At 58.5% G+C, this 25,743-nt stretch carries 21 protein-coding genes and 1 tRNA gene; 13 read left to right on the plus strand and 9 right to left on the minus strand.

From position 1 onward, the window contains the following. Positions 1-33: 33 nt before the first annotated feature. The 7 genes from asd to QFX07_RS01755 all read right to left on the minus strand — a co-directional run bounded on the left by asd (position 34) and on the right by QFX07_RS01755 (position 8,635). Entirely contained in the window at positions 34-1,173 is a 1,140-nt protein-coding gene (gene asd / locus QFX07_RS01725; RefSeq protein WP_279754850.1) for an aspartate-semialdehyde dehydrogenase, read from the minus strand. 227 nt (positions 1,174-1,400) lie between these two features. After that, positions 1,401-2,066 (minus strand): dihydrofolate reductase, encoded by a 666-nt coding sequence (locus QFX07_RS01730; RefSeq protein ID WP_459741188.1) that lies wholly within the window; start codon positions 2,064-2,066, stop codon positions 1,401-1,403. Positions 2,067-2,081: 15 nt separating this feature from the next. Next, positions 2,082-2,963, minus strand: a complete 882-nt coding sequence (locus QFX07_RS01735; RefSeq protein WP_279754852.1) for a thymidylate synthase — start codon at positions 2,961-2,963, stop codon at positions 2,082-2,084. 152 nt (positions 2,964-3,115) lie between these two features. After that, positions 3,116-4,123 (minus strand): NUDIX hydrolase, encoded by a 1,008-nt coding sequence (locus QFX07_RS01740; protein WP_279754853.1) that lies wholly within the window; start codon positions 4,121-4,123, stop codon positions 3,116-3,118. 250 nt (positions 4,124-4,373) lie between these two features. Then, on the minus strand, positions 4,374-6,647 hold the full coding sequence (locus QFX07_RS01745) for an RNA degradosome polyphosphate kinase (protein ID WP_279754854.1): 2,274 nt from the start codon (positions 6,645-6,647) through the stop codon (positions 4,374-4,376). A gap of 65 nt (positions 6,648-6,712) precedes the next feature. Further along, positions 6,713-7,777: a mycothiol synthase gene (mshD, locus tag QFX07_RS01750; RefSeq protein ID WP_279754855.1), complete on the minus strand. Its 1,065-nt coding sequence runs from the start codon at positions 7,775-7,777 to the stop codon at positions 6,713-6,715. A 180-nt stretch (positions 7,778-7,957) separates the two neighbouring features. Continuing rightward, on the minus strand, positions 7,958-8,635 hold the full coding sequence (locus tag QFX07_RS01755) for a winged helix-turn-helix transcriptional regulator (protein ID WP_279741360.1): 678 nt from the start codon (positions 8,633-8,635) through the stop codon (positions 7,958-7,960). A 573-nt stretch (positions 8,636-9,208) separates the two neighbouring features. Between QFX07_RS01755 and QFX07_RS01760 the strand changes: the two genes are divergently transcribed. Together QFX07_RS01760 and ygfZ are read left to right on the plus strand one after the other, a co-directional pair. Next, positions 9,209-9,889 (plus strand): nitrobindin family protein, encoded by a 681-nt coding sequence (locus QFX07_RS01760; RefSeq protein ID WP_279741358.1) that lies wholly within the window; start codon positions 9,209-9,211, stop codon positions 9,887-9,889. Positions 9,890-9,971: 82 nt separating this feature from the next. Next, a complete protein-coding gene (ygfZ, locus tag QFX07_RS01765; RefSeq protein WP_279754857.1) occupies positions 9,972-11,207 on the plus strand; it encodes a CAF17-like 4Fe-4S cluster assembly/insertion protein YgfZ in 1,236 nt (411 codons plus the stop codon). A gap of 124 nt (positions 11,208-11,331) precedes the next feature. Here the strand turns inward: ygfZ and QFX07_RS01770 are convergent, their stop codons facing one another. Together QFX07_RS01770 and QFX07_RS01775 are read right to left on the minus strand one after the other, a co-directional pair. Continuing rightward, positions 11,332-12,363 (minus strand): 6-phosphofructokinase, encoded by a 1,032-nt coding sequence (locus QFX07_RS01770; protein ID WP_279754858.1) that lies wholly within the window; start codon positions 12,361-12,363, stop codon positions 11,332-11,334. 489 nt (positions 12,364-12,852) lie between these two features. After that, positions 12,853-14,055: a pyridoxal phosphate-dependent aminotransferase gene (locus QFX07_RS01775; RefSeq protein WP_279754860.1), complete on the minus strand. Its 1,203-nt coding sequence runs from the start codon at positions 14,053-14,055 to the stop codon at positions 12,853-12,855. 352 nt (positions 14,056-14,407) lie between these two features. Between QFX07_RS01775 and QFX07_RS01780 the strand changes: the two genes are divergently transcribed. From QFX07_RS01780 to QFX07_RS01830, 11 genes are all read left to right on the plus strand, one after another. Next, positions 14,408-14,480 (plus strand) — tRNA-Trp (locus QFX07_RS01780). Between the two features lie 77 nt (positions 14,481-14,557). Beyond that, positions 14,558-14,836, plus strand: coding sequence for a preprotein translocase subunit SecE (gene secE / locus QFX07_RS01785; RefSeq protein WP_279741351.1), 279 nt, complete (start codon positions 14,558-14,560; stop codon positions 14,834-14,836). Between the two features lie 104 nt (positions 14,837-14,940). Beyond that, complete coding sequence (gene nusG / locus QFX07_RS01790; RefSeq protein WP_279754861.1) at positions 14,941-15,687, plus strand: transcription termination/antitermination protein NusG; 747 nt, start codon at positions 14,941-14,943, stop codon at positions 15,685-15,687. 267 nt (positions 15,688-15,954) lie between these two features. Next, a complete protein-coding gene (gene rplK, locus QFX07_RS01795; protein ID WP_005504870.1) occupies positions 15,955-16,383 on the plus strand; it encodes a 50S ribosomal protein L11 in 429 nt (142 codons plus the stop codon). 137 nt (positions 16,384-16,520) lie between these two features. Next, the gene (gene rplA / locus QFX07_RS01800) at positions 16,521-17,216 is read left to right on the plus strand and encodes a 50S ribosomal protein L1 (RefSeq protein ID WP_279741346.1); all 696 of its coding nucleotides are present in this window, start codon (positions 16,521-16,523) and stop codon (positions 17,214-17,216) included. Between the two features lie 217 nt (positions 17,217-17,433). After that, positions 17,434-18,423, plus strand: coding sequence for a TDT family transporter (locus tag QFX07_RS01805; RefSeq protein WP_279754862.1), 990 nt, complete (start codon positions 17,434-17,436; stop codon positions 18,421-18,423). Positions 18,424-18,524: 101 nt separating this feature from the next. Continuing rightward, positions 18,525-19,652 carry an ABC transporter ATP-binding protein gene (locus QFX07_RS01810; RefSeq protein WP_279741342.1) on the plus strand — a complete coding sequence of 376 codons (1,128 nt, stop codon included), beginning with the start codon at positions 18,525-18,527 and terminating at the stop codon, positions 19,650-19,652. A 388-nt stretch (positions 19,653-20,040) separates the two neighbouring features. Continuing rightward, complete coding sequence (gene rplJ / locus QFX07_RS01815) at positions 20,041-20,571, plus strand: 50S ribosomal protein L10 (protein ID WP_279741341.1); 531 nt, start codon at positions 20,041-20,043, stop codon at positions 20,569-20,571. 156 nt (positions 20,572-20,727) lie between these two features. Beyond that, on the plus strand, positions 20,728-21,102 hold the full coding sequence (rplL, locus tag QFX07_RS01820) for a 50S ribosomal protein L7/L12 (RefSeq protein WP_005504884.1): 375 nt from the start codon (positions 20,728-20,730) through the stop codon (positions 21,100-21,102). Positions 21,103-21,426: 324 nt separating this feature from the next. Then, positions 21,427-22,968 (plus strand): glycoside hydrolase family 32 protein, encoded by a 1,542-nt coding sequence (locus QFX07_RS01825; protein ID WP_279754863.1) that lies wholly within the window; start codon positions 21,427-21,429, stop codon positions 22,966-22,968. Between the two features lie 742 nt (positions 22,969-23,710). After that, positions 23,711-25,708 (plus strand): glucose PTS transporter subunit IIA, encoded by a 1,998-nt coding sequence (locus QFX07_RS01830; protein WP_279754865.1) that lies wholly within the window; start codon positions 23,711-23,713, stop codon positions 25,706-25,708. Positions 25,709-25,743: the final 35 nt, after the last annotated feature.

Raw genomic sequence — 25,743 nt, forward strand, 5'->3', positions numbered from 1 at the left:
AGCGAGGGCTTTTCTATAGCTTGTCAGCGAGCTTTAGAGCTTGCCAATAGCAATCTGCAGCATACGGCGAATCGGCTCAGCAGCACCCCAGAGCAGCTGGTCACCCACGGTGAATGCGCTAATGTACTCGGGGCCCATAGCGAGCTTACGCACGCGACCAACCGGAATCTCCAGAGCACCCGAAGCTGCCACGGGGGTCAACTGCTCCATAGAAGCCTCACGCTCATTCGGCACGAAGCGGACCCAGGGGTTATCCTCAGCGATAATACGCTCAATCTCCTCCAACGGCAGGTCCTTCTTGAGCTTGATGGTCAGCGCCTGAGAGTGCGAGCGCATCGCAGCGATACGGACACACAGGCCGTCCATAGTGATCTTGTCATCGTCGGAACGGCCCAGAATCTTGTTGGTCTCGACCTCAGCCTTCCACTCTTCACGAGACTGGCCGTTACCCAAATCCGAGTCAATCCAAGGAATCAGGGAGCCGGAGAGCGGCACACCGAACTGGGTAGAATCCAGCTCACCGGAGCGCTGTTTCGCAAGAATCTTGCGGTCGATGTCCAGGATTGCGGATGCGGGGTCGTTCAGCTCCTCAGAGACCTCGTTGCCCAGGTCGCGGAACTGTGCGAGCACCTCGCGCATGTGGCGGGCGCCGCCGCCGGAAGCGGCCTGGTAGGTCATGGAGGTTGCCCACTCGACCAGGTCGTTCTTGAAGAGGCCGCCCAGACCCATCAGCAGGCAGGAGACGGTGCAGTTGCCGCCGATGTAGTCCTTCACGCCGGAGGCCAGGCCGCGGTCGATGACCTCGCGGTTGATGGGGTCGAGCACGATGATGGAGTCATCGTTCATGCGCAGGGTAGAGGCGGCGTCAATCCACAGGCCGTCCCAGCCGGCCGCACGCAGCTTCGGGTGCACGGCCTCGGTGTAGCCACCGCCCTGAGCGGTCACGATGATGGAGTGCTTGCGCAGCTCATCAATGTCGTAGGCGTCCTTCAGCTCGGACGGCTCGAGAACGCCGTCGAAGGTGGGCGCCTGGCCACCAACGTTAGAGGTGGTGAAGAAAACGGGGGTAATGCCCTCGAAGTCGCCTTCCTCAACCATGCGCTTCATGAGGACGGAGCCCACCATGCCGCGCCAGCCAACAAAACCTACAGAGTCACCGGGATTAAAGTTCATGGTTCCCAGTGTACTCTCAGGTTGGCGTATCCGGGATAACACCGTACAAAAAATCTGGTATTCGGAACGGAACATCTCGCGGAGGCGCGGAGCTTACCGCCGGGGCTTATCCTCGGGGCGCTCGGGGCGGGTTAAACGCTCAAGCCCGCGGCACTCCGGGTGAAGTATCCGCGGGCTTGAGCGATGTACCTAAAAGATGCGTTCGGGCCGGAGAAGCCGAGCCAACGCTAGAGACGTTCGAGCCTCTGGAAGGAGAAGTACATGGGGTTCTTCGTGCCCGACTCATCGAGCAGGTACCCCTTCTCGCTCTTCTCCCAGGCCGTCTCGGAGACCACGTGCCAGCATCCGTTTGGGGAGCCTGCCGCGCAGTTTCCGTGAGAGTCCGCGAGCTGCAGTTCGGGCGCTCGCGTATCGCCGGTAATCTCGTTGCCTTCCTGGCAGTAGAAGAACGTACGCTCCACCACTTCCACCCGACCGAAGGCGGGCAGGTCGTTGCGGGAGAGCGCCTCCGCGTAGACGGAGCCGCCGCCAAGAATCCAGGCATCAACCGCGGGGGTATCTGTAGCGGTATCTGCCGGGGTAGCTTCGACCGGTGCGCCCACGGCGTCGCGAGCCGCGTACAGTGCCGCATCCAGCGAGGGAACCCACAGGGCACCATCGCGTTCTTCAGCCTCAGAAACCGAACGGCTAATCACAATATTCGTGCGGCCCGGCAGGGGACGAAAACGCGGCGGGAAGGACTCCCACGTGCGGCGCCCCATGATGACCGGAGCCCCCAGGGTAACCGCCTTGAAATGCGCCAAATCCTCCGGGGCGCGCCAGGGCATATCCCCCGCGCGGCCAATGACTCCGGCATCGGTTTGAGCCCAGATAGCGCCCAGACAATACATCATGACTCCTCACACTTGCTAGACCGCAATCGGGGCGGCGATGCCCGGGTGGTGCTTGTAATCCACCAGCTCGAAGTCTTCGTACTCGTAATCGAAAATAGAAGGCTTCTTGGTTTTAATAACGAGCTTCGGGTACGGGTAGGGCTCGCGCGGCGGGTAGGGGTTGCCCTCCGGATCGGTGCCGTAGCCCAGCTGCTTCTTCACCTGCTCCAGGTGGTTCGAGTAGATGTGGCAGTCACCGCCGGTCCACACGAACTCGCCCGGAACCATGCCCACCTCTTCGGCAATCAGGTAGGTCAGCAGGGCGTAGGAGGCGATGTTAAAGGGCACGCCCAGGAACATGTCCGCGCTACGCTGGTACAGCTGGCAGGAGAGCTCCTTCACGCCGTCCGGGCGCTCGTGCACGTAGAACTGGAAGAGCGCGTGACAGGGCGGAAGCGCCATGTTGTCCACCTCGACCGGGTTCCACGCCGAAACGATGTGGCGGCGCGAGGCGGGGTTGTTCTTGAGCGAGTCGATGACCTTGGCAATCTGATCAATCGTGCCTCCGTCGGGGGTCGGCCACGAACGCCACTGCACGCCGTACACCGGACCCAAGTCACCGTTCTCGTCGGCCCATTCATCCCAAATGGTCACGCCGCGCTCCTGCAACCAGCGGACGTTCGAGGAACCGCGCAGGAACCACAGCAGCTCAATAGCAACCGACTTGAAGTGCACACGCTTGGTGGTAATCAGCGGGAAGGAATCCCGCAGGTCGAAGCGCATCTGGCGGCCAAACACGCCGAAGGTGCCGGTGCCGGTGCGGTCGGAACGCTGAGCGTCGGCGGCGATGGCGTCCTTGTTTTCCTCCAGGATGTCGCGCAGAAGATCTTCATAGGGAGTGGGGATTGCGTGAGTCATAAGAAAAACCTTGAATCCTGTCAGTAGACGTGAGAGACGGTCACAAATCAACCGCCCCTCTATTGTAAACCCTCGAATGGGCGCAGGTAGAGCAAACGCGCTGAGCATAAAGCCCAGCGCGCTCGCCGTTAGAAGATCAAAGTATATGGGTGTTAGTCCAGGGCCGCGCGTACACGCTCCACCGAGACAATACGCGGGTCATCGCCCTCAGTCACCTGCAGAACCAGGGCATCGCCGGGCTCCAGGTACGGGTCCTCAGTCGGAAGAACCTCCGCGGAACCCTCAAACAGGTACTCACGCAGAACATCCATCACCTGAGGCAGCACCGGGCGGTGAGTGCACAGCAGGGAGGAAGAATCCTTATCGAACAGCGACGCCACGGTGCGGGCAACACGCGCCGGGTGACGCTGAGCGCCAGCCTCAGACAGGGACTTCTTCTCCTTCACCGACACACCATAATCCACCGAGTACGGGGTCACGGTCTGAACGCAACGCAACCACGGGGAAGAAATAATACGGCTCGGAGCCCACGCCGCAAAGAGACGGCTAGAGGCCAACGCCTGACGCTTACCGGTCGCCGCGAGCGGACGGTCATCCTCAGCAGCAGCCCAGTTCGAACGCGGTTTAGCCTTCGCGTGGCGGGCAATGAGAATCGGGCGGGTACGCAGCGCATCCGCCTCAGCCAGAGCCTCCAGAGATTCCAGGGGTGCCAGGTCGTCCTCGTTGGTCAGCAGGGCGCGAGCAACCTCGGTGGATACCCAGCGCAGCTCATCCACTTCACCCTCATCCGCCAGGGCGCGGGCACCCTCGGGAAGCTCCGCAGCCCAGTAGAAAACATCCTTCGGACGGCCGCCCACCGGGTAGGAAGTCACCGCCAGGGGCACACCCAGAACAACCTGCAGACCGACCTCTTCGCGAATCTCACGAATAGCGGTCTCAGCCAGGGACTCGCCCGGATCCTGCTTGCCCTTAGGCCAGGACCAGTCATCGTAGCGGGGGCGGTGAATGATGAGGACCTCAAGCGCACCGTCGCGCATACGCCAAATCAGCGCGCCAGAAGCAACAATATCCGCAGTGTTCGTGGGGGCGCGGTCAATGGTGTTGATCGCGTCAAAACGTCGTGCCGAGTAGTAGATGGAGGGGGAATCCAGCGGTGCCATATCTCTCTCTGAACCTCTTCGCTAGGCTGTGCACAATGCCAACGGGCACCATGCTCCGCGTCTAATTGTAGGTGAGAGAACGGTCAAGTTGTAATCTCAACGTAACCTGTTGTTCACTTTTGTGCTAAGTGCACTAGTCCACCGCACGTTTTTGCACGACACGCGGAAAACCCCGCCTGCCCCACACCATAAAGCGCGGAAACAGACGGGGTTCACCACCAGAAATCACCGGTAGGTCAGCAGCAAATCCTTAGACCTTATCCACCACGTTCTTACGGGAACGCGAGCTTAGGTAGTACGACTGCACATCCTGCAGCGGGTTGCCCTTGTCATCGGTGTCGTGGCGGGTCCAGTTACCCTCAGAATCCAGGTGCCAGGTACGCGAAGAATCACTCATATAAGTGGTGAACATGTCACGCAGGTACTTCACGTGGCGCGGATCCTTCACCGGCACGAGCGCCTCAATGCGGCGGTCCAGGTTGCGGTGCATCATATCGGCAGAACCAATGTATACGATCGGATCGCCACCGTTCTCAAACGCAAACACACGCGAATGCTCCAAGAAGCGGCCCAGCACCGAACGGACGCGAATATTCTCGCTCAGACCCTTAACGCCCGGGCGCAGCGCACAAATACCGCGAACCACCACATCCACCGGCACATCGGCCTGCGAAGCGCGGTACAGCGAATCGATGACGGCCTCATCCACCATGGAGTTGCACTTGATCTGAATCTTCGCCGGGCGGCCAGCCTTGTGGTTCTCAATCTCCTGGTCGATGCACTCAATCAGGCCGCTACGCAGAGTACGCGGCGCCACCAGCAACGACTGGTAGTTGGTCTTCGGCGCGTAACCGGACAGCTGGTTGAACAGGCGGGAGACATCCTCACAAATCTGCTCGTCGCAGGTGATGATGCCCAAATCCTCGTAGAAACGAGCGGTCGATGGGTGGTAGTTACCGGTACCAATGTGCGCGTAACGGCGCAGGTGGTTACCCTCGCGGCGCACCACCAGCGACAGCTTGCAGTGAGTCTTCAGACCCACGATGCCGTACACCACGTGCACACCGGCGCGCTCCAGCTTACGAGCCCAGGAGATGTTGGCTTCCTCATCAAAGCGAGCTTTAATCTCCACCAGCGCCACAACCTGCTTGCCAGCCTCGGCTGCCTCAATCAGCGCATCCACGATGGGGGAATCGCCACTGGTGCGGTACAGGGTCTGCTTAATCGCCTGAACACGCGGGTCGGCGGCAGCCTGCGCCAAGAACGCCTGCACACTGGTTGCGAAGGAATCGTACGGGTGGTGCAGCAGCACGTCGTGATCGCGGGCGGCAGCGAAAACGTCCGCAGCCTTCGCAGTCTCGGTGGCGTTGAGCCAGCGGGACGTGTGCGCAATGTGCTTGGGATAGTGCAGAGCCGGACGGTTCGCACGAACAATCGCACTCATGCCCCGCAAATCCAACGGAGCCGGCAGACGGTACACCTCGGACTCGTGGATGTTCAGCTCAGAAATCAGCAGATCCAGGATGGTCGGGTTGATGGTGTCCTCAACCTCCAGACGGACCGGCGGGCCGAAACGACGGCGCAGAAGCTCCTTCTCCAGAGCCTTCAGCAGGTTCTCGGCGTCGTCCTCTTCTACCTCAAGATCCTCATTACGGGTCACGCGGAAGACGTGGTGCTCCACAACCTCCATGCCAGGGAAGAGGGTATCCAGGTGCTCAGCAATGATGTCTTCGAGCGCAATGTAGCGGCTTTCGCGGCCCGCAGTGTTGGCGGCGCGCGAACCATCCACAGAGACCATACGGTCCAGCTGATCGGGCACCTTCACGCGAGCGAACAGCTCCTTGCCGGTCTGGGGGTTACGCACCAGCACCGCAAGGTTCAGCGACAGACCCGAAATGTACGGGAAGGGGTGTGCCGGGTCAACCGCCAGCGGGGTCAGAATCGGGAAGATATCCTGCATAAACTCCTGGCGTAGACGCTGCTTAGCGTCCGTATCCAGATCGTTCCAACCCACGATACGGATGTTCTGCTCCTCCAGAGCAGGCAGAACCTGATTATGGAATACATCAGCGTGACGAGCCTGCAGCTGGTGAGCGCGTTCAGCAATCTCTTCCATCTGCTCCTCGGGGCTCAGCCCGGCTGCCGAAGGCACCGCCAAGCCAGTGGCGATACGACGCTTCAAACCGGCCACGCGCACCATGAAGAACTCGTCCAGGTTAGACGCCACAATCGACAGGAAGTTCAGACGCTCCAGCAGAAACAGGTTTGGGTCCTCCGCCAACTCCAACACGCGGGTATTGAAATCTAGCCAGCTGCTCTCACGGTCGAAGAAACGCTCCGGGCCGAACTCCTCTTCTAAGCTGAAGTAGGAGCGCTTCTCACCCTTCTCAATGCGGTCACCGCGAGATTCGGCGCGCTCAATCTTTGAAATATCGTGGCCAATGTGAATGACACCGGTCATGGGCGCAGGCTCAGACGGCTTGGGCTTAGGCGCCTTATTCAGGCCATTGGGGGCGGGTACCATACTGTACTTGCCTTTCTGATCGGGGATAAGTCGTAAAGAAGCACGCCAAAGACTGCGTACAGAAACTATGCGGCAGGCGCATCTTGCTGCTCGGGAGCGTACATGCGATCAACCGTCGCCACACCAAAGCCCAAGGAAGTGTAGAGGGCATAGGCGGTGTCATTATCGGCGTCCACGTACAGGTCAATGGCGCGCAGCGGCTCGCCATTGTCATCCTCAGCGCACGCCAGGTACGCCAGCGCACGCAGAGTGAGGGTGCGGCCCAAACCGCATCCCTGAGCTTGCGGGTTCACGCCCACCACGTAAATCTCGCCGGAGGGGGACAGCTTGCCCTGCTCCTGACCGGTCGGAATCTTAGTCCAGGTGAATGCCGCAATGGCGGAGTCATCATCCACCTCGGAGGCGATGAAGAAACCCTCGGGACGAAACCAGGAGGAGCCGGTGCGCTCGCGCAAATCAGCAAGGGTGAGCTTGCCCTGCTCGGGGTGGTGCGCAAACGCTGCAGCGTTCACGCGTAGCCAGGGAAACTCGTCCACACTGGTGAAGGTGCGCATGCGTAGGTTTTCGGGCAGGGTTCGCGCGTCGGAGCGTTCCACAAGGTCTTCACGAGTTTGAGCGTCCAGAGGCAGAACCATCTTGTATAGCACACGCACCGGCTTGAAGCCGTGCAGGGTCGCAAAGGTGTGGGCGGGGCTTTCAATGCCGGTGTCGGTGGCGGTACCGTGCACCCAGAGACGGTGTCGCGTCGCGTCATTGCCCAGCTGGCGGACAGCATGGTCGAAGAATGCACTGCCGGCGCCTCGTCCGCGATATTCGGGGGCGACAGCTGCCTCAATCACGCCGGTATCTTCGTCATTGGTGGGGGTAAGCGCCACAAAGACGGCTGCGAGGGTGCCCTCGTCCTCTGCGATAAAGAAACGCGGAGGGGTCAGGGTGCTTTCGTGGAGTGCCTTACTCAGCTCAATGCGGGTCTGCTCAGAGAACGCCGAGACGCCGTCATGGCGGGCAACCTTCTGCGCGAAGGAATCGAAGCGTTCTAGTAGCTCTTCGGTGAGCTGCGGTTCTGCGTATACCGGGGTGCTTGCATCGGGCAGGGTGGAGGAATCGGGTGTCTGGTTGTGTACCATCATCGCCTTCTTTCGTAGCCTTCTGGTTCAACTCTACCGGGGATAGTTGCTCTTTGGAGAGTTTGTTCTCCGTCCTGGGCGAATATGACAAGAACCGGAACATTTACGCATTCTGGTACTCGGTGCAGCACCGGGGCAACTGGCAGAGTGGGTACACCAAATGAGTGGTTGGTGCCGCGAAATTTAGCGGGTGATATTGAAGGAATACCCAACATTACGGACGGTCGAGATCATCTGCTCGTACTCGGTTCCTAGCTTGGAACGCAGACGACGTACATGTACATCCACGGTGCGGGTGCCGCCGTAGTAGGAGTCATAACCCCACACTTCGGAGAGTAGCTGGGCACGGGAGAAGACCCGTCCGGGGTGTAGCGCCATGAATTTGAGCAGTTCAAACTCTTTGAAGGTCAGGTTCAGTGCTGTACCAGAAAGATGCGCGGAGTACGCCTGGGTGTCAATCACGAGGTTGCCTGCGCGTACCACTCGTTCCTGCTGGTTTTCTTCTTCGGTGGTTGCTTCCCTTTTAACGGCAAGACGTAGACGCGCATCCATTTCGGAAGGGGAGGCCTGGTCAGAGACAATATCGTCCACCTGCCAGGAGGCGGCAACAGCAGCCATGCCACCTTCATTTAGGAGTGCGATGAGCGGCAGTTGTACACCTGCGATGCGCAGTAGCTGGGCGCAGCGGTGTGCTTTGACGAGGGCGGTGCGGGCATCGACCATGAACAGGTCGAATGTTTCGGTTTCAAGGGCTGTATGGGCGGTGTCGAGGGAGAAAACGTGTACCTTGTGGCTAAGTAGACTCAGCGAGGGGATCATATCCTGTGCGGCGGTATCACTCAGAAGCGCAATACGGTACACACCCTCTCCTTCCCCGGTAAAATATTAGGCTCTTTCTAGTGTACTCGCCCGCCTATGCTGCAGCTGTGGAAGCGGCAAAGAGCAGGAGTAGGTATCGTATGCCGGACTGGTTACTTATTCGTCTGAGCAGGTTGTTGCCGAGAGCTCTGTCCAGTATGTCTTTAGCACTGATTCCGCGCCCCTTTTCAGGGGGAGTCTATGGTAGGTTTAAGGCATGGATAACAATCTTATGGCTCTCGAAGCTCTCTTCATGTCGCTGATGGCTATTATCTCCGTGTGCATCGGTATCGGTGCATTCGCAGTACTGCGTGGCCTCTTCAGCGGTCAGAAGTAGTCTTCCTGCACAGAGCAGAAGTATCGCCCACACAGGGCTTAGGTGGTGTCCCCATATGGTTCGTACCGCCTCGCCAATGACGGCGTAAACCCCCACCGGTCCCTTCCGGTTGGGGGTTTTATTTTTGCCGGGTTTGCTTAATAGCGCGGATCATAAAGCCCCGTAACCCGCCCGGTGCCTTGGGCGAACAGGTGGACATAATGGGCGCTTGTCATGATCCAGGCACTAAAATGGTGGGTATGGCTATTGAAATTCCGACGAATCTAACCCCCGAACTTGTTCCCCTTTCCTGGCTGCTGGGTACCTGGGAAGGTACCGGAACCATGTGGTACGAAGGTCAGGAAAACACCCCCTTCGGCCAGATCATTACTTTTGAGCAGGAAGGCCTGCCTTTTATCGAATACCGCGCCGAGTCTTTCCTGCTCGACGATGAGGGCCAGAAGCTGCGCCCCATCACCGTTGAGACTGGCTTCTGGCAGATTGACCGCCCCCTCACCGATGCTGACGGCGGCTTCGGTATCGTCCCCAAGGACATTGTTCCCGCCTTCGCTGACGCGGCAAGCGTAGAGACTCTCCGCAACGCCGACGACGGCTTCTCCCTGCTGGCGACCATTGCGCACCCCGGCGGCATTAGCGAAAACTACGTGGGCATGGTCAAGGGCCCTGTGATTCGTATGCAGACCGGTAACCTGTTGCGCGATGAGATTTCCCATGAGTACGCAGGCTCCGTGCGACTATGGGGCCTGGTCAACGGTAACCTCATGTGGGACTGGGAAATCGCAGATACCGAGGGCAAGCTGCACAAGCACGCCTCCGCCGAGCTACGTAAGACCTCCTCGATGACCGGTGCTTCCTTGGGCACATCGATGTTCGGGCCTTTGGGCGGTGGCGAGCCTACCGGCGAGCCCGGTGCTGAGTAGGCGAGCCCGGTGCTGAGTAGTTAACTTCTGTCTGCCCCGCTACGTGGCGGGGTAGACTCTTTGCGTGAAAGGTGCACCATCCGTGACTGAATCTTTGTTTGAAGCGTCTCAGGCTGAGGTATCCCAACCTGAGACTGCCCGCCCGGTGAGCCCCTTGTTGAGCCTGCATGGCGCTTTTGCTGCCTCCGGACTGGATACTGGCGTTGCCGTACACTACGGCAATCCGATGCTGGAGCAGCGCGCCCTCAGCTTTGACCGCTCCGCACAGGATCAGGAGCCGCTAGTGTTGGTGGATCGCTCCTGCCTGGGCGTGGTGCGTGTTGAGGGGCCGGATCGCCAGACCTGGCTGACCTCCATTGCCTCGCAGATTCTGACCGGCATGACCGCCGGGGAGAGTCGTGAGTTCCTGCTGCTTTCCCCTCAGGGCCGCGTGGAGTATGCACCCGCCGCAATTGAAGACGGCGAGGCACTCTGGCTAATTGTGGAGGGCGACCAGGCGCAGCTGCTGACCGATTACCTGAACCGCATGAAGTTCATGATGCGCGTTGAGGTGCAGAACCTCAGTGATGAGTATGCGGTGCTGGAGAGCGCCCGCAACCCGATTCTGCAGGACGGTTCAGTGCATCCGGCGCTTGCTGAGGGTAAGCCGCTGGTGTGGGAAGACCCTTGGCACACTCCGGCACCGGGCAGCTACCGTTACGATGAGGCGGGCGATCATCACCCGGGTGCGGACTATGTGCGTTTCTTGAGCATTGTGCCGCGCGCTGTTCTGCCCGCCCTGGCTGAATCTTCGGATGCCCGCTTTGCCGGTCTGTGGGCTGCGGAGGCTCTGCGTATTGAGGCGTGGCGCCCGCGCTACGGCACTGAAGCTGACGATAAGACCATTCCGCAGGAGCTGGATTATACCCGTACCGCGGTGCATTTCGATAAGGGCTGCTACAAGGGCCAGGAGACGGTGGCTCGCGTGCATAACCTGGGTCGTCCACCGCGCCGTCTGGTGTTCTTGGATATTGACGGTTCGGAGCACACCCTTCCGGCGGTAGGTAGTGAGCTGTTTGTGGAGGGTAAGTCCCGCCCGGTTGGTCGAATTACCTCGGTGGCGTTGCATTATGAGGCGGGCCCGATTGCATTGGCTGTGATCAAGCGCGGTATTGATCCACAGGCGCCTTTGCGTGCGGTTGATGGCGGCGACTTCCTGCCCGATGGTTCGCCGGCGCCGGCGACTGAGTATGCGGTAGCTCAGACGACGGTGGTTTCGCCGGAGTCCGGTGAGGTGGCGCGTCGTTCTTTGGCGGGTCAAGATTTCTTGAAGCGCTAGAGTATCTGGCTAGGCAATAGCATCTGACGACCTACATAAAACCGCGGAGGCGGACATTCGTTGTGAGTGCCCGCCTCCGCGGTTTTAGTATGTGCGCCCAGCTAATATGCTGAGGTTGAGGAGTTTAGCGGCCGAAGAGTACGGATGCTTCGTCCCAGCGTTCCTGAGGTACGGACTTCAGACCGTCCAGTGCCTCTTCGAGGGGTACGTACTTGACCTCGGTACCCTGAACGGAGACCATCTTGCCCCACTGCTTCTGAGCAACCATGTCTACTGCGCCCATGCCCAGGCGGGTTGCCAGCACACGGTCATAGCCGGTGGGGGCGCCACCGCGCTGGATGTGACCCAGGATGGTGTTGCGGGTTTCGATGCCGGTCATCTTCTCGATTTCGTGGGTGATGTAGTCACCGATACCACCGAGGCGGGGACGACCGTCCTTCTCAGTACCCTTGTTTGCCATGACCTCGTCAAAGCCTTCGGGGATGAAGCCTTCAGCGACAACAACCAGGGGAGAGCGGCCGCGGTCGTGTACTTCCTTGACCCAGCTTGCAACCTGCTCCATGGAGACCTTGACTTCGGGGATCAGGATTGCGTGTGCGCCTGCAGCCATGCCGGAGTGCAGTGCAATCCAGCCGACGTGGCGGCCCATGACCTCGGCGACCATGCAGCGGTGGTGCGATTCACCGGTGGTGCGGATGCGGTCCATCGCCTCGGTTGCGATGGACACTGCGGTGTCGAAGCCGAAGGTGTAGTCGGTTGCGCGCAGGTCGTTGTCAATGGTCTTGGGGACACCGATGACGGGCAGGCCTGCGTCTGCTAGACGCTTTGCGCCTGCGAGGGTGCCTTCACCGCCGATGGCGACGATGGCGTCGATACCGTGGCGTTCCATCATGATTTCGATGTTTTCGGGGCCACCGTTGGGGCCGTCGAAGGGGTTGGTACGGGAGGTGCCGATGATGGTGCCGCCCTGGGACGCCAGACCGCGGACCTTCTGGCGGGGCAGGTCCATGTAGTCGCCTTCAACGACTCCGCGCCAGCCATCACGGAAGCCGACGAACTCGTAGCCGTACTTCTTGACGCCGTTGAGGACAGCGCCGCGGATGACAGCGTTCAGGCCGGGGCAGTCGCCGCCGGAAGTAAGCAGACCGATCTTCATATTGGCTCCTTGTGGATGTTTGCGCCTTGGGGTGTTGTGCGCGCGTATATAACTATGACCTCCGCGAATCTGGTACCGGAATGCGTACTGGTCGGGAGGTCGTTCTCTTAGTCTCTATTTTAGCGGTGTTTGGGTTGTGTGGGTAGTGGTGGAGAGGCGTGGGAACGCCAGGATTTCTGTATAAAAGTTCAGGTATTTTATACCTGTATGTTTGGGTTTGATATACAAATAGCCGCCTCTTCCCACGTATGACACCAAAAAAGCAGCGGAGGCCTCCACACACCTGAAAAGATGTAGGAGGCCTCCGCAGTTTAAAATTTTTAAATCTTTGTGGGGTTCTCGGTTTTTAGGACAAAAAACGGTCAATAGCCCTGTGATTGATCGTTTTGTACCGGTTCATCCCACACCTGAACCGCTGTCCCCACTGAACTGCAGTCCCTACCGAGGTGAGTTGTACGGTTCAGCGGGCGTGGTCAGAGGGGGACGGAACTAGTCGCGTGCCTGACCGAGGAACTTCTGCAGGCGGTCCAGACCCTCCGTCAGGTCCTCGTCGCTCAGCGCGTAGGAGAGGCGCAGGTAGCCGCTGGGGCCGAATGCCTCACCGGGAACCACAGCGACCTCAGCCTTTTCGAGGATGAGCTCAGCCAGTTCTGCGGTGGTCTGCGGGCGTACGCCTTCAATTTCCTTGCCGAGCAGTTCGCGTACATCCGGGTAGGCGTAGAACGCGCCGGTGGGTACGGGGCAGTGCACGCCTTCAATAGCGTTCAGGCCATCTACGATGGTGCGGCGGCGGCGGTCGAAGGCGGCGTGCATAATTTCTACGTCATCCTGCGGGCCGGTCAGCGCGGCAAGGGCTGCGCGCTGGGCGATGTTGTTGACGTTGGAGGTCATGTGGGACTGCAGGTTGGAGGCTGCAGCGATGACGTCGCGCGGGCCAATCATCCAGCCCACACGCCAACCGGTCATGGCGTAGGTCTTTGCCACGCCGTTGAGAATGACGCACAGGTTAGCGAGCTCGGGTACTGCCTTCAGGATGGAGACTGCCTCAACACCGTCATAGGTAAGATGCTCGTAAATCTCATCGGTCAGCACGAAAATCCCCTTGGACAGTGCCCATTCGCCGATGGCGCGGGTTTCCTCTTCGGTGTAGACGGCGCCGGTCGGGTTGGAGGGGGAGACGAAGATGAGTGCTTTGGTGGCGGGGGTGTAGGCGGCTTCGAGCTGTTCGACGGTGACCTTATAGTGCTGGTCGCTACCGGCGAATACCTCGATGGGGTTACCGCCTGCCAGGCGGATGCATTCGGGGTAGGTGGTCCAGTAGGGCGCGGGCAGCAGGACGTCGTCACCTTCGTCGATGACGGTTGCGAATGCCTGGTAGACGGCCTGCTTGCCGCCGTTGGTGATGACGACCTGGGAGGGGTCAATCTCCACACCGGAGTCGCGCAGGGTCTTTTCGGCAATTGCCTTCTTCAGTTCGGGAAGACCGGATGCGGGGGAGTAGCGGAAGTTCTTAGGGTCGTTGAGCGCTTCGCGTGCGGCATCCACAATGTGCGCGGGGGTGGGGAAGTCCGGTTCGCCTGCACCGAAACCAATGACGGGGCGTCCCTGAGCCTTGAGTGCTTTTGCCTTTGCATCGACGGCAAGGGTGGCGGAGGGTGCGATGGCACCGATGCGGCTTGAAATACGCGCCATAGGGCTCTCTTCTCTTTCTTCGTGTGCGCTGCCGGCGTGAAGTCGACAAGGAAATAGGTGATGGGAATGCGCGTGTAGGACCAATCTGCGCGTGATAGGCGCGGGTGTGGGCGGCGTTCCTTGTAATAGGATAAGGGTCACCAGTGGTGATGCGGAACCCTTCGTGAATGTATCTCAAGAGGTTTTTCGAAAAATATTACACTCTAAAGTTGCATCGGCCCCGAAAGATGGTTTACAGTTAGTTCTGCACCCGCAAGGGTGTAATTGTTTGCCCCTCTAAAGCCGTGGCCTAGGAGGCAATGGAGGAGCAGCAAGTGAGAAGCAACTCTCACACCTGAAGTTAACGCTTCGAAGGGTGGTGGCTCAATTGGTAGAGCAGCGGTCTCCAAAACCGCAGGTTGCAGGTTCGAGTCCTGTCCGCCCTGCTTTTATTGCCTCAATAACATCTTCGTACGCCCGTTCCCCGGGCGTACTTTTTTAGACTCAGAAAGGGGCAGAAGAAATGGCATCGTCTGCTACCGCCGAGAAGGCTGTTAAGTCCGGCGCATCGTTGAAGAGCGATAAGAAGCTTGGTTTCTTCGGCCGTATTTTTGCATTCCTCCGTGAAGTTATTGCGGAGTTGAAGAAGGTTACTACTCCTACCGGACGCGAACTGGTTGGCTACTTCTTTGCTGTTCTGTTCTTCGTCGTGGTGATGCTCTTGCTCATTTCTGGTCTGGATTATCTTTTCGGCCAGGGAGCATTCTGGATTTTTGGTAACGGAACGATTCAGCGTAACTAGTACCGGTTGCATCCTTATCTGGGGTGCCCCATCAGTGATTTCCCTCAGTCCATTGGCGAGTGGGAGTCCCCTCTAGATGATTAACGATAGAAAGTAGGAGCGACGTGTCCGAGCAGGAACTGGTATCCGAGATTGAAGAGGTCGAGGTAGCCGCTGCTGAGGCTACTGAGGAGTCTGAGACTATTGAGCAGCAGGCTGAGGAAGCTACCGAGGCTGTCGAGGTAGCTGAAGCAGCTACTGAGGCGGCTGAGGAAGTCGACGCTCTGGAAGAATTTAAGTCTAAGCTGCGCCGTCAGATGGGCGACTGGTATGTGGTGCACACCTACTCCGGTTACGAGAACAAGGTGAAGACCGGTATCGAGACCCGTATCCAGAACCTGGAGGCTGAAGATGAGATCTTCGAGGTTCAGGTTCCCATGGAGACCGTGGTTGAGTTCAAGAACACCGTGAAGAAGACCATCCGCCGAGTACGCATTCCCGGTTACGTTCTGGTGCGTATGGAACTGACGGACCACTCCTGGGGCGTTGTCCGCCACACCCCCGGTGTCACTGGCTTCGTGGGTCAGGATGCATACAACCCGGTCCCGCTGCGCATGGACGAAGTTTTCGACATGCTCCTGCCGGTCTTCGAAGAGCAGCAGCAGAGTCAGGGCCTTCCCGTTTCCAAGCCCGTTATCGAGTCTGACTACACTGTGGGCGAGAACGTCCGCGTGAAGTCCGGTGCTTTCGAGGGTATGGACGCTACCGTTTCGGAGATTAAGGGCGAGTCCCAGCAGATTGTCGTGATGATTTCCGTCTTCGGTCGCGACACCCCGGTGACCTTGAGCTTCACCGAGATCGAAAAGATTTAACGCTTCTAGCGTGTGAATATGAGCCTCGCACTGTTGGTGCGGGGCTCATATTTTGTGTCGGCTTCATAGGCAGTATTAGCTGTGCAGACGGGGTTTAGTCTTTCTACCAGCTGGCGCTGGATTAAGTCGTTGATTAACGCTAGAATGTTGGTTTGTGTATGCGCATGTCACGCTTTCATGTGGATGCACGGGTGACCGCGCCACGGTCACCGTCTTGCCGGCGTACGCTCCTGTGCGTCGGTTCCCAGCTAAGAAAAGGACCCTACATTGGCTCCCAAGAAGAAGGTCACTGGCCTCATCAAGCTGCAGATCCAGGCAGGCGCCGCTAACCCGGCTCCCCCCGTCGGCCCCGCACTGGGCTCGCACGGTGTAAACATCATGGAGTTCTGCAAGGCATACAACGCTGCAACTGAGTCACAGCGCGGTAACATCATCCCCGTTGAGATTACCGTCTACGAGGATCGCTCCTTTACCTTCATCACCAAGACTCCTCCGGCTTCCCAGCTGATCAAGAAGGCTGCTGGCGTTGCTAAGGGCTCCGCTGTTCCTCACACCACCAAGGTTGGTTCGCTGACCGAAGCTCAGGTGCGCGAGATCGCTGAGACCAAGATGCCCGACCTGAACGCAAACGACCTGGATGCTGCTTCCAAGATCATCGCAGGTACCGCTCGTTCCATGGGTATCACCGTCGAGTAATTTCGGTTCGCCGAATAGCCGAGTAACCGGCATCGTAGATTTTTCTACACAGAACTTGTAAATGCCCGTCATATGGACGGGATGTGGCAGAGCCGAGCGCGGCTCACGAGACCACAACTGCATAAGGAGAAAAGCAGATGGCAAAGCGCAGCAAGGCGTACCAGGCAGCTGTAGCCAAGATTGAAGAGGGTAAGCTCTACACCCCCGCTGAGGCAGTCGCCCTGGCGAAGGAAACCTCTTCCACCAAGACCGACGCAACCGTTGAGGTTGCAATGCGTCTGTCCGTTGACCCCCGTAAGGCAGATCAGATGGTTCGCGGCACCGTGAACCTGCCCAACGGCACCGGTAAGACCGCTCGTGTGGTCGTTATCGCAGCAGGCCCCAAGGCTGCTGAGGCTGAGGCAGCTGGCGCTGACTTCGTTGGTTCCGACGAGCTGATTGCAAAGATCGCTGGCGGCTGGACCGACTTCGACGCAGCGGTTGCAACCCCGGACATGATGGGTAAGGTCGGCCGCCTGGGTAAGATCCTGGGTCCCCGTAACCTGATGCCGAACCCCAAGACCGGTACCGTGACCATGGATGTTGCAAAGGCTGTTGCAGACATCAAGGGCGGTAAGATTGACTTCCGCGTTGACCGTAACTCCAACCTGCACTTCATTATCGGTAAGGCTTCCTTCACCGCTGAGCAGCTGGAGGAGAACTTCCAGGCAGCTCTGGAAGAGGTTAACCGCCTGAAGCCCTCTTCGGCTAAGGGTCGTTACATCTCCAAGGCAACCGTTGCTACCACCTTCGGCCCCGGCATCCCGGTTGATCCGGCTGCCGTTGCTGCATAAGATATGTACCTGTAGCTTCTAGCATGAGCTAGTAGTCGCCCTCGACGTTTAGGCGTCGGGGGCGATTTTTTATGCCTGCTCTCTGCCGCTCTGCTCGTATGTTCTGGAATATATCTGCGACGAGCCCGTTAAAGCAAACAGTGCACTCACCTCGTTCTTATCAGCCTAGTTCAGCTCGCCTGATGGGCGGGCTAAAACAGACCTCAAGGATTTATTCATGACTCAGCCTTTACCGGCTTCTTCTACTCCCTCGGCGCAGGCTACCGCTCGTCCCTTCCCGATTCCGGTCAACTACTTTGCGATGGCACTGGGTACCGGCGCCCTGGGTGCGGCATGGCGTGCTGCCGCCTCCGCGGGTATGACTCCCGCCTGGGTGGGTGAGGCGATTCTTGCCTTCACCGCTGTGGTGTGGCTGATTCTGATTACCGCCATGGTTGTTGCGCTGTTGAATTTCCGCCAGTGGTTGCGGGAGCAGTGGGCGCATCCGGTCCGGTGCTGCTTCTTTTCGCTGATTCCGGCGACGACCGCGCAGATGGGCGCAACGGTCTTCCCGTACCTGTCCTACCTGGGTTATGCTCTGGCGATTCTTGGTGCTCTGGGGCAGCTGTACTTTGCCTCCCACCGTATAGCGGGTATGTGGCGCGGTACCCATGTGGCGGAGGCGACCACTCCGGTACTCTACCTGCCGACAGTTGCGACGAACTTTGCGACGGCAACCGCGATGGGCATGATGGGTTGGAAGGACGCGGCGATGTTTTTCTTCGGCGCGGGCCTGATCTCGTGGTTCAGCGTTGAGTCTGCGATCTTGAATCGTCTGCGTAACCTGGCTCCGATGAATGTTGGTGAGCGCGGTCTGATGGGTGTGCAGTTGGCTCCGCCGTTTGTAGGAGGTAACGCGTATCTTGCGGCTAATGGTGGCATGGTGGACTGGTTCTTCCTCATCATGACCGGTTACGGCATTTTGCAGCTGATTTTCCTGATGCGCCTGCTGCCCTGGATTATGGAGGGCGGCTTCTCCATGAGCCTGTGGGGTTTCTCCTTCGGTATGGGTGCAATGGTTTCTACCGGCGTGCATTTAAGCGCCGCGAACGTGGTGAACCCGCTGGGTATTGTGCTGATGGTGATTGGTACCGGTTTCTTGGTCTTCCTGTGGGGCGGTGTGGCGTATGTTACGTCGCAGGGTCGTCTGCTGGTGCGCCCGAGCTAGGGTGCTCGCATGAGACTCCGGTGTGAGGTTCACGCACCTTTTTATGACGGCGCTTATCTTCTGCGCCCGTACCGGGTGCGAGTTTCGGCGATAATGGGGGAATGACTTCTGCATCCTACTCATCTGCCGTGGCGGAGCCTTTTGAAGGCCTGCGTATTCGAGGCGTCGCTAAGACCTTTGGCCCCGATACGGCGGTTCTGAATGAGATCGACCTGGATGTGCATCCCGGTGAGCTGATTTCTCTGGTTGGTTCTTCGGGTACGGGTAAGTCCACTCTGCTGCGCATTATTGCCGGTTTGGAGGATCCGAGCGCGGGTCGGGTGACCTATGCTGGTCAGCCTCTGGAGCGCGGCTCGGTGGGTGTGGTTTTTCAGCGCCCTATTCTGTACCCGCACTTGAGCGTTAAGGACAATATTCTCTTCCCGACCCGGCTGGGTGCGTTTTCAGGTGGGGTTGATATGGACTACTACCGTGAGCTGCTGGAGGCGTTGAAGCTTGAGGGGTTGGAGTCTCGTAAGCCTTCTCAGTTGTCGGGTGGTCAGGTTCAGCGTGTGGGTATTGCGCGTGCTTTGATTCGTCGTGCTCCGGTAGTTCTTTTTGATGAGCCGCTGGCGAGTGTAGATGAACAGATGAGCGCGAGTATCCGCGCGGATATTGTGCGTCTGCATCAGCGCTACGGTTTTACGGGTCTGTACGTGACCCATGATCAGAATGAAGCGCTCATGCTGGGACAGCGGGTGGCGGTTATGGACGCCGGCTACCTGGTGCAGGTGGATACTCCGGAGCGGCTGCTGGCGCATCCGCATACTCTGCAGGTGGCGAAGCTTATGGCGGCGCCGGCCCTGAACCTTTTGGCTCTTGAGGATTCGGAGTCTCTTCCTATCGGGTGTGAGCTTGCGATTCGTGCAACCGCTTTGTACCCTGTGGCGGCAGATGCTGCTCATGCCCTGCCGGTGCAGGTGCTTGGCAGCCGTCATCTGGTGGGTGGAATGCTGTACTGTGCGCGTCTGCTGGAGACGGTTTCCCTACCTCTGGAATCTCGGCGGGCTTCGGCGGATTCTGAGCTGAGTGCCCGAATGTATACACGAGTGCGTGCCGGTCAGGAGCTTGAGTTCTTTATCCCAGATGCGCAGGGCGGCTCCTCCCTAAGTGTTGGGGAGCAAGTGCACCTGGGTGTGGCTGCTGAGCGTTGCTTCTTGTTCTCGGAAGGAAAGCGTTTTTACCTCTAGAATGCATCTTTGCTGGCTTTTAGCTGAGGAGAAAGAGCGGGTTAACCAGCTTACAGAAGAGATTTAAGTGATTAACCCCGCTTAATCACGTTTTTAACTTGCGATTCAGGCTTTGACCTGAGATGATGAGTAAACCAAAGACCGCCGGTCTAGAACTATGTCCTTTATCGCCACCTCGGTGGAGGCAAAGAACAGGGTTCTGATAAGAGCAGATTTCACTAGAAATCGCCGCCCGCGTAGGTAACTCGAAGTGAATAGCCGTTGCCCTCATTTAGGGTGCCGTCTACCGCGCCTCGTACGCCTACGCGTCGGGGCATTTTTTATTGCTTGCAATAAATGCTTCGAGGCTCTACCGGCGACCTTACAAGAATCGGAAGAAGGAACTACCATGGCGACTCAGGAAAAGATCGCTGCAGTATCCGAGCTGAAGGAACTCTTCGAAGCTTCGAACGCAGTCATCCTGACCGAATACCGCGGTCTCACTGTTGCACAGCTCAAGGAGCTGCGCCGCGCACTCGGTGCAGAGACCGAATACGCCGTGGTGAAGAACACGCTGGCTGCTATCGCAGCTAAGGAAGCTGGCATCGACGTATTCGAAGGCCACCTCCAGGGTCCCTCCGCATTGGCATTCATCAAGGGCGACCTGATTGATGCTGCTAAGGGCCTGCGTGACTTTGCCAAGGCTAACCCCCAGCTGATCGTGAAGAACGGTTACTACGAAGGTGCCGCTCTGACCGAGGACGACGTCAAGCGCTACGCTGACCTGGAATCCCGCGAGGTTCTGCTGTCCAAGGTTGCAGGTGGTGCAAAGGCTACCATCGCACGCATCGCACAGGTTGTGGACGCACTGCGCGTCAAGCTGGAGGAGCAGGAAGGCGCAGCTCCCGCTGCTGCCGAGGAGGCTTCGGAAGAGGCATAAGCCCCTTGCGTGCCACTGCACCAGCGCTGAGATACTCAGCAGCGTAAACGCGAATAGCGTGTAACGCATCCTAAATTTGACCGACCCTTTCGGGGTAGGTACTGAAGTTTTACACCGCGGGCGTCAGCCCGCACCAGATAGTGAAGGAGCCAAACAATGGCTAAGCTGTCCATCGAAGAACTCATTGCAGCATTCAAGGAACTGTCCCTCGTTGAGGTTTCCGAGTTCGTCAAGGCATTCGAGGAAGAGTTCGACGTCACCGCAGCTGCTCCCGTTGCAGTTGTAGCAGGCGGCGCAGCAGGCGAGGCTGCTGAAGAGAAGTCCGAGTTCGACGTTATCCTGGAGTCCGCTGGCGACAAGAAGATCGCAGTGATCAAGGAAGTTCGTGCCCTGACCTCCCTCGGCCTGAAGGAAGCAAAGGACCTGGTTGACAGCGCTCCCAAGGCTCTGCTCGAGGGCGTTTCCAAGGAAGACGCTGAGAAGGCTAAGGAGCAGCTCGAGGCTGCTGGCGCAACCATCACCCTCAAGTAATCGACTTCTTCTCGATTCTTACGCGGGCGGTGCATCCATCGGATGCGCCGCCTCGCGGCATTTAACGGCCCCGCACCTACTCCGGTATGAAGACTGGGGGAGGTTCGGGGCTTCGTCGTGCCCGCTCTTTTCTCCTGTAGCAAACGGGGCATGCGCCACATAATCGGCAGGTGGCGGTATAAGCCGCTGTGGCCGCCCTGTGCCTCGGATGAGAGAGGCTGAGAGCACTGTGGTTCCTCTCTCCTGGAGCCCGGCAATGGGGGAGAGGTGCCGTATGATGGGATGAGACAACCCAGACATTCCTTTGCACGAAAGCGGATAGACATGAGCGAGCAGAAGAAAAAGAAGAAGAGCGCAACCGAGCGACCCGCCCGCGACTTGGCGGCTGAAGCACAGCAGATCCTGGACGCTTTCGGTGCCGGTGTTCGTGAAGACCGCGACTACCCGGCTCTGCACCTGGCACCTCCCGTGGGCCGTCTGAACGACCCGAACGGCCTGGTCTTCGACGGCAAGCGCTACCACGCCTTCTACCAGTACTCGCCCCTGCACCCGGAGCGTATGGTTTACTGGCGCCACGCCGTCAGTGAGGACCTGACCCACTGGACCGATGAGGGTACCGCGCTGGTTCCCGATAGCCGCTACGATTCGCACGGCTGCTACTCCGGCTCCGGCATTAAGGTTCCCGGCGGTTTTGAGTTCTTCTACACCGGTAACGTGAAGGACGAAGAAGGCAACCGCGAAACCTACCAGATTCTTGCTACCGCAGGTGAGGATGCGAAGCCGACCCGTCAGCTGCCCCCGCTGATTTCCGGCCCCGCGAAGGGCTACACCGCGCACTACCGCGACCCGCACGTCTTCGAGCGTAACGGCGAATGGTGGATGGTCATTGGCGCTCAGCGTGAGGACCTGACCGGCGCCGTGGTCGTGTACACCTCCAAGGACCGCCGCGAGTGGACTTTCCGCGGTGAGTTGGGCATCAAGGATAAGACCCTCAAGGGCACCTACATGTACGAGTGCCCCTCCCTGCTGAGCATGCGCGATGAGCTGACCGGCGAAATCCGCGACGTGCTGATTTTCAGCCCGCAGGGCATGCAGCCCCTCGGCGAGAAATACAACAACATTTTCCAGAGCGGCTACATTGTTGGTTCGCTGGATAACGAGACCCTCAAGTTCACCGTGGAGACCCCCTTTACCGAGCTGGATGCAGGTTTCGAGTTCTACGCCCCGCAGACCATCTCCGGTACCGGCCTGACCGCTGACCCGAAGGCACCTCACGATGTATGCGGCGACGCCCCGGTGATGATCGCGTGGCTGGGTAACGCTGATCAGGACGACCTGCCCTCGTGGAGCCACCGCTGGGTGCACATGTTCACCTACCCGCGTGAGCTGCACCTGCGCAACGGCAAGATTTTCCAGCGCCCGGTGCCGCAGCTCAATGACGCGATGGAGATGAACCCGCTGTACCGTGAGGAGGAGAAGGGCAAGCTCGTGGAGCTGAAGAACGCCCTGACCTTCCGTCTGCGTGGCCGCGTGAACGTCTCTGATGAGCGCGTGAAGCTGAAGATTAAGGACACTCACGGCGTGGCACTGAGCATCGTTCTGGATAAGGACTTTGTGCAGATGGACCGTGGCGGTACCCGCTACACCGAGGGTGGTAGCCTGCGCCGTCGAACCCTGAAGCGTTCGAAGATTCGCGAGTTTGACCTGCTTGTGGACGGTTCGGCTACCGAACTGTACGTGGGTGGCAAGCTGGTTGCCTCCATGGGCGCTGAGGTTATGACCGCTCGCACCTTCTTCAAGGGCGATAAGCGCCGCGTCCGCCTGACCGGTGGCGAGGTGCTGTCCCTGGAGTACGGCCGCCTCTAAGACTAAGCAACAAAATAAGATAGGGTGGTACCGATAACATCGGTACCGCCCCATCTTTTTATATGTATATGCTTATTCGTACCTGCTGGGGGCAGTCATATGGCCAGACCCATTGCCGTTGTAGTAAAGAGTACAAGTGTAGTTGCGTGGTGGAAAACCTACAATATCTGCACTACCTACAACATACCGTTGGACAAAAGTAATTTTGTACACTCCGTAGTGAGAGATGTACCCATAACGGTCCATACAGGCGCTGTAACCGCCACTAAGAACCCATCCTCGGCCAGGCCCCAAGTTATAGCCCATGTGGTACTGAGTGGAACGTACGTCGTTCCACGTAGTGGGAGGAATCCATACCGCTTGAGCTGGCGATATGCAGATACCAATAAAAAATCCGAGTGTAGCAAGTACCTTAAAAATATGACGCATCGTTGCACCTCCGTGTAAATTGATGTCTCTATTCTAACAGAGACCTAGGTTGGAGACAGTAAAAATATGGGAGGATAATGATTTGTCTTTAGAAAAATAGCGTGAAGAGATATTGCTGGCTATTGCATAAGCATAAAAGCCTACTCTCCGTGTGGAGGGTGGGCTCTCGCTTTTAAGAACTTTCCCGTGATACCATGTTTTACATTCGATATGTCAAACGTATGACATATGCATGACATGCACACACAGACATATCGCCCCAACTCATTCACAAAGCATCATCCGGTGGTGCTCCAAACAAAGGAGAGCGAGCGTGGACCACAAGTCAGTGGCACAGCGCGTGCTGAAGGACGTCGGTGGCGTCGGCAACATTCTTGCAGCCGCACACTGCGCAACCCGCCTTCGCCTCGTCCTGAAGAACCAGGACAAGGTCGACCAGGCAGCAATCGACAACGACGAGGACCTCAAGGGTAGCTTCCTCAACGCTGGCCAGTTCCAGATCATCGTTGGCCCCGGCGACGTCAACGAGGTGCACAAGCACCTGATTGCCGCTGGCGCACCCGAGGCATCCAAGGATGACCTCAAGAGCATCGCTGCGAAGCAGGGTAACATTGTCTCCCGCTTCATCAAGACCATTGCCGACATCTTCGTGCCGCTGATCCCGGTGCTGGTCGGCGGCGGTATGCTGATGGCGCTCAATAGCCTCCTGACCTCTAAGGGTATTTTCGGTCCTCAGGCTGTTATTGAACTTTTCCCCGAATGGGCTGACTTTGCAGACATTGTCAACCTGCTCTCCGCTGCTCCCTTCGCCTTCCTGCCCGTGCTGGTTGGCTTCTCCGCCACCAAGGTCTTCGGCGGTAACCCCTACCTCGGTCTGACCATGGGTGCCGCAATGGTCTCCCCGGCACTGATGAACGGCTACAACGTCGCAGCATCCCTGGCAGGTGCCGAGGGTACCGACCCCATGAAGTACTGGAACCTCTTCGGTCTGCAGGTTCAGCAGGCGGGCTACCAGGGCACCGTGCTGCCCATCATGCTGGTTGCCTTCATCCTCTCCCACATTGAGAAGTTCTTCCATAAGATCCTCAAGGGCACCATCGACTTCATCTTCACCCCGACCCTCACCATCCTCATCACCGGCTTCCTGACCTTCCTGCTGGTCGGCCCGCCGATGTTCCAGCTGGGTACCTGGCTGGGTGAAGGTATCAACTGGCTCTACACCGTTGCCGGTCCGCTGGGTGGTCTGATTTTCGGTACCTTCTACGCATTCATCGTGATGACCGGTATGCACCAGGCATTCCCGCCCATCGAGATGAGCCTGTGGGCAACCGGCGGTTCCTTCATCTTCGTCGTTGCTTCCATGTCTAACGTGGCTCAGGGTGCTGCCGCAGCCGGTGTCGCACTGACCACCAAGAACAAGAAGATTAAGGGTATTGCTTCGGCAGCCGCACCCTCCGCATTCCTGGGCATTACCGAGCCCGCAATGTTCGGTGTGAACCTGGCTCTGCGCTGGCCCTTCTACATCGCAATCGTTTCCGCGGGTATTGGCTCGATGGTTACCTCTATCCTTGGAATTAAGGCAGGTAAGCTGGGCGCTGCTGGTTACCTTGGCTTCCCCTCGATTGAAGCAACCGTCGGCGCCGGTATCCCGGGCTTCTTGGGCTGCCTCGTCCTGACCACCGTCATCGCCTTCGTTGCCTCCTTCATCTGGGGTAAGAAGGTCGAAGCCGGCAACACTGAGGAAGCTGAGGCACCCGCTGCAGCCGCTCCCGTTGCCACCGTAGCTGCTGCCGCAGCTCCCGCCGCCGCTGTAGCATCTGAGGCTGGCGAGAGCGTCGAAATCGGTTCCCACATGGTCGGTTCCGTGGTTCTGCTGGCTGACGTCAAGGATCCCACCTTCTCCTCCGGCGCACTGGGTGCAGGCACCGCAGTGGAGCCCACCGAAGGTAAGCTCTACGCACCGGCTGACGGCAAGATCACCGTTGCATTCCCCACCGGCCACGCATACGGTCTGCGCACCGAAGACGGCCTGGATCTGCTGATGCACATCGGTATGGACACCGTGGAGCTCGACGGCAAGCACTTCGAGCCCAAGGTTGCTAAGGGTGATACCGTCAAGCGCGGCGACGTCATCGCTGAGTTTGATATCCCCGCCATCAAGGCGGCTGGCTACCCGCTGGCAACCCCCATGGTGATCACCAACGCCAAGAAGGCTGCTGCTTCGGTTGAAGATGTCCAGGCTTCGGGCGCATCTGTCACCAACGCAGATTCGCTCCTGAAGGTTGCACTGAAGGCAAAGGCTAACGCATAGTCTGCACTCTTAGTGAGTAGATAACCTCAATGTGA

Origin of the sequence: Rothia similimucilaginosa (genome assembly GCF_029850985.2) — a bacterium.
Taxonomy (GTDB): Bacteria; Actinomycetota; Actinomycetes; order Actinomycetales; family Micrococcaceae; genus Rothia.

Excerpts from the sequence above, each read along its gene's own strand:
- secE (WP_279741351.1), top strand. The coding sequence starts at position 14,558 with ATGGCATCGTCTGCTACCGCCGAGAAGGCTGTTAAGTCCGGCGCATCG.
- QFX07_RS01775 (WP_279754860.1), bottom strand. The coding sequence starts at position 14,055 with ATGGCGCGTATTTCAAGCCGCATCGGTGCCATCGCACCCTCCGCCACC.
- QFX07_RS01810 (WP_279741342.1), top strand. The coding sequence starts at position 18,525 with ATGACTTCTGCATCCTACTCATCTGCCGTGGCGGAGCCTTTTGAAGGC.
- QFX07_RS01770 (WP_279754858.1), bottom strand. The coding sequence starts at position 12,363 with ATGAAGATCGGTCTGCTTACTTCCGGCGGCGACTGCCCCGGCCTGAAC.
- rplL (WP_005504884.1), top strand. The coding sequence starts at position 20,728 with ATGGCTAAGCTGTCCATCGAAGAACTCATTGCAGCATTCAAGGAACTG.
- rplA (WP_279741346.1), top strand. The coding sequence starts at position 16,521 with ATGGCAAAGCGCAGCAAGGCGTACCAGGCAGCTGTAGCCAAGATTGAA.
- QFX07_RS01730 (WP_459741188.1), bottom strand. The coding sequence starts at position 2,066 with ATGATGTATTGTCTGGGCGCTATCTGGGCTCAAACCGATGCCGGAGTC.
- mshD (WP_279754855.1), bottom strand. The coding sequence starts at position 7,777 with ATGATGGTACACAACCAGACACCCGATTCCTCCACCCTGCCCGATGCA.
- QFX07_RS01745 (WP_279754854.1), bottom strand. The coding sequence starts at position 6,647 with ATGGTACCCGCCCCCAATGGCCTGAATAAGGCGCCTAAGCCCAAGCCG.
- rplJ (WP_279741341.1), top strand. The coding sequence starts at position 20,041 with ATGGCGACTCAGGAAAAGATCGCTGCAGTATCCGAGCTGAAGGAACTC.
- QFX07_RS01760 (WP_279741358.1), top strand. The coding sequence starts at position 9,209 with ATGGCTATTGAAATTCCGACGAATCTAACCCCCGAACTTGTTCCCCTT.
- QFX07_RS01805 (WP_279754862.1), top strand. The coding sequence starts at position 17,434 with ATGACTCAGCCTTTACCGGCTTCTTCTACTCCCTCGGCGCAGGCTACC.
- QFX07_RS01825 (WP_279754863.1), top strand. The coding sequence starts at position 21,427 with ATGAGCGAGCAGAAGAAAAAGAAGAAGAGCGCAACCGAGCGACCCGCC.
- QFX07_RS01740 (WP_279754853.1), bottom strand. The coding sequence starts at position 4,123 with ATGGCACCGCTGGATTCCCCCTCCATCTACTACTCGGCACGACGTTTT.
- asd (WP_279754850.1), bottom strand. The coding sequence starts at position 1,173 with ATGAACTTTAATCCCGGTGACTCTGTAGGTTTTGTTGGCTGGCGCGGC.
- QFX07_RS01735 (WP_279754852.1), bottom strand. The coding sequence starts at position 2,963 with ATGACTCACGCAATCCCCACTCCCTATGAAGATCTTCTGCGCGACATC.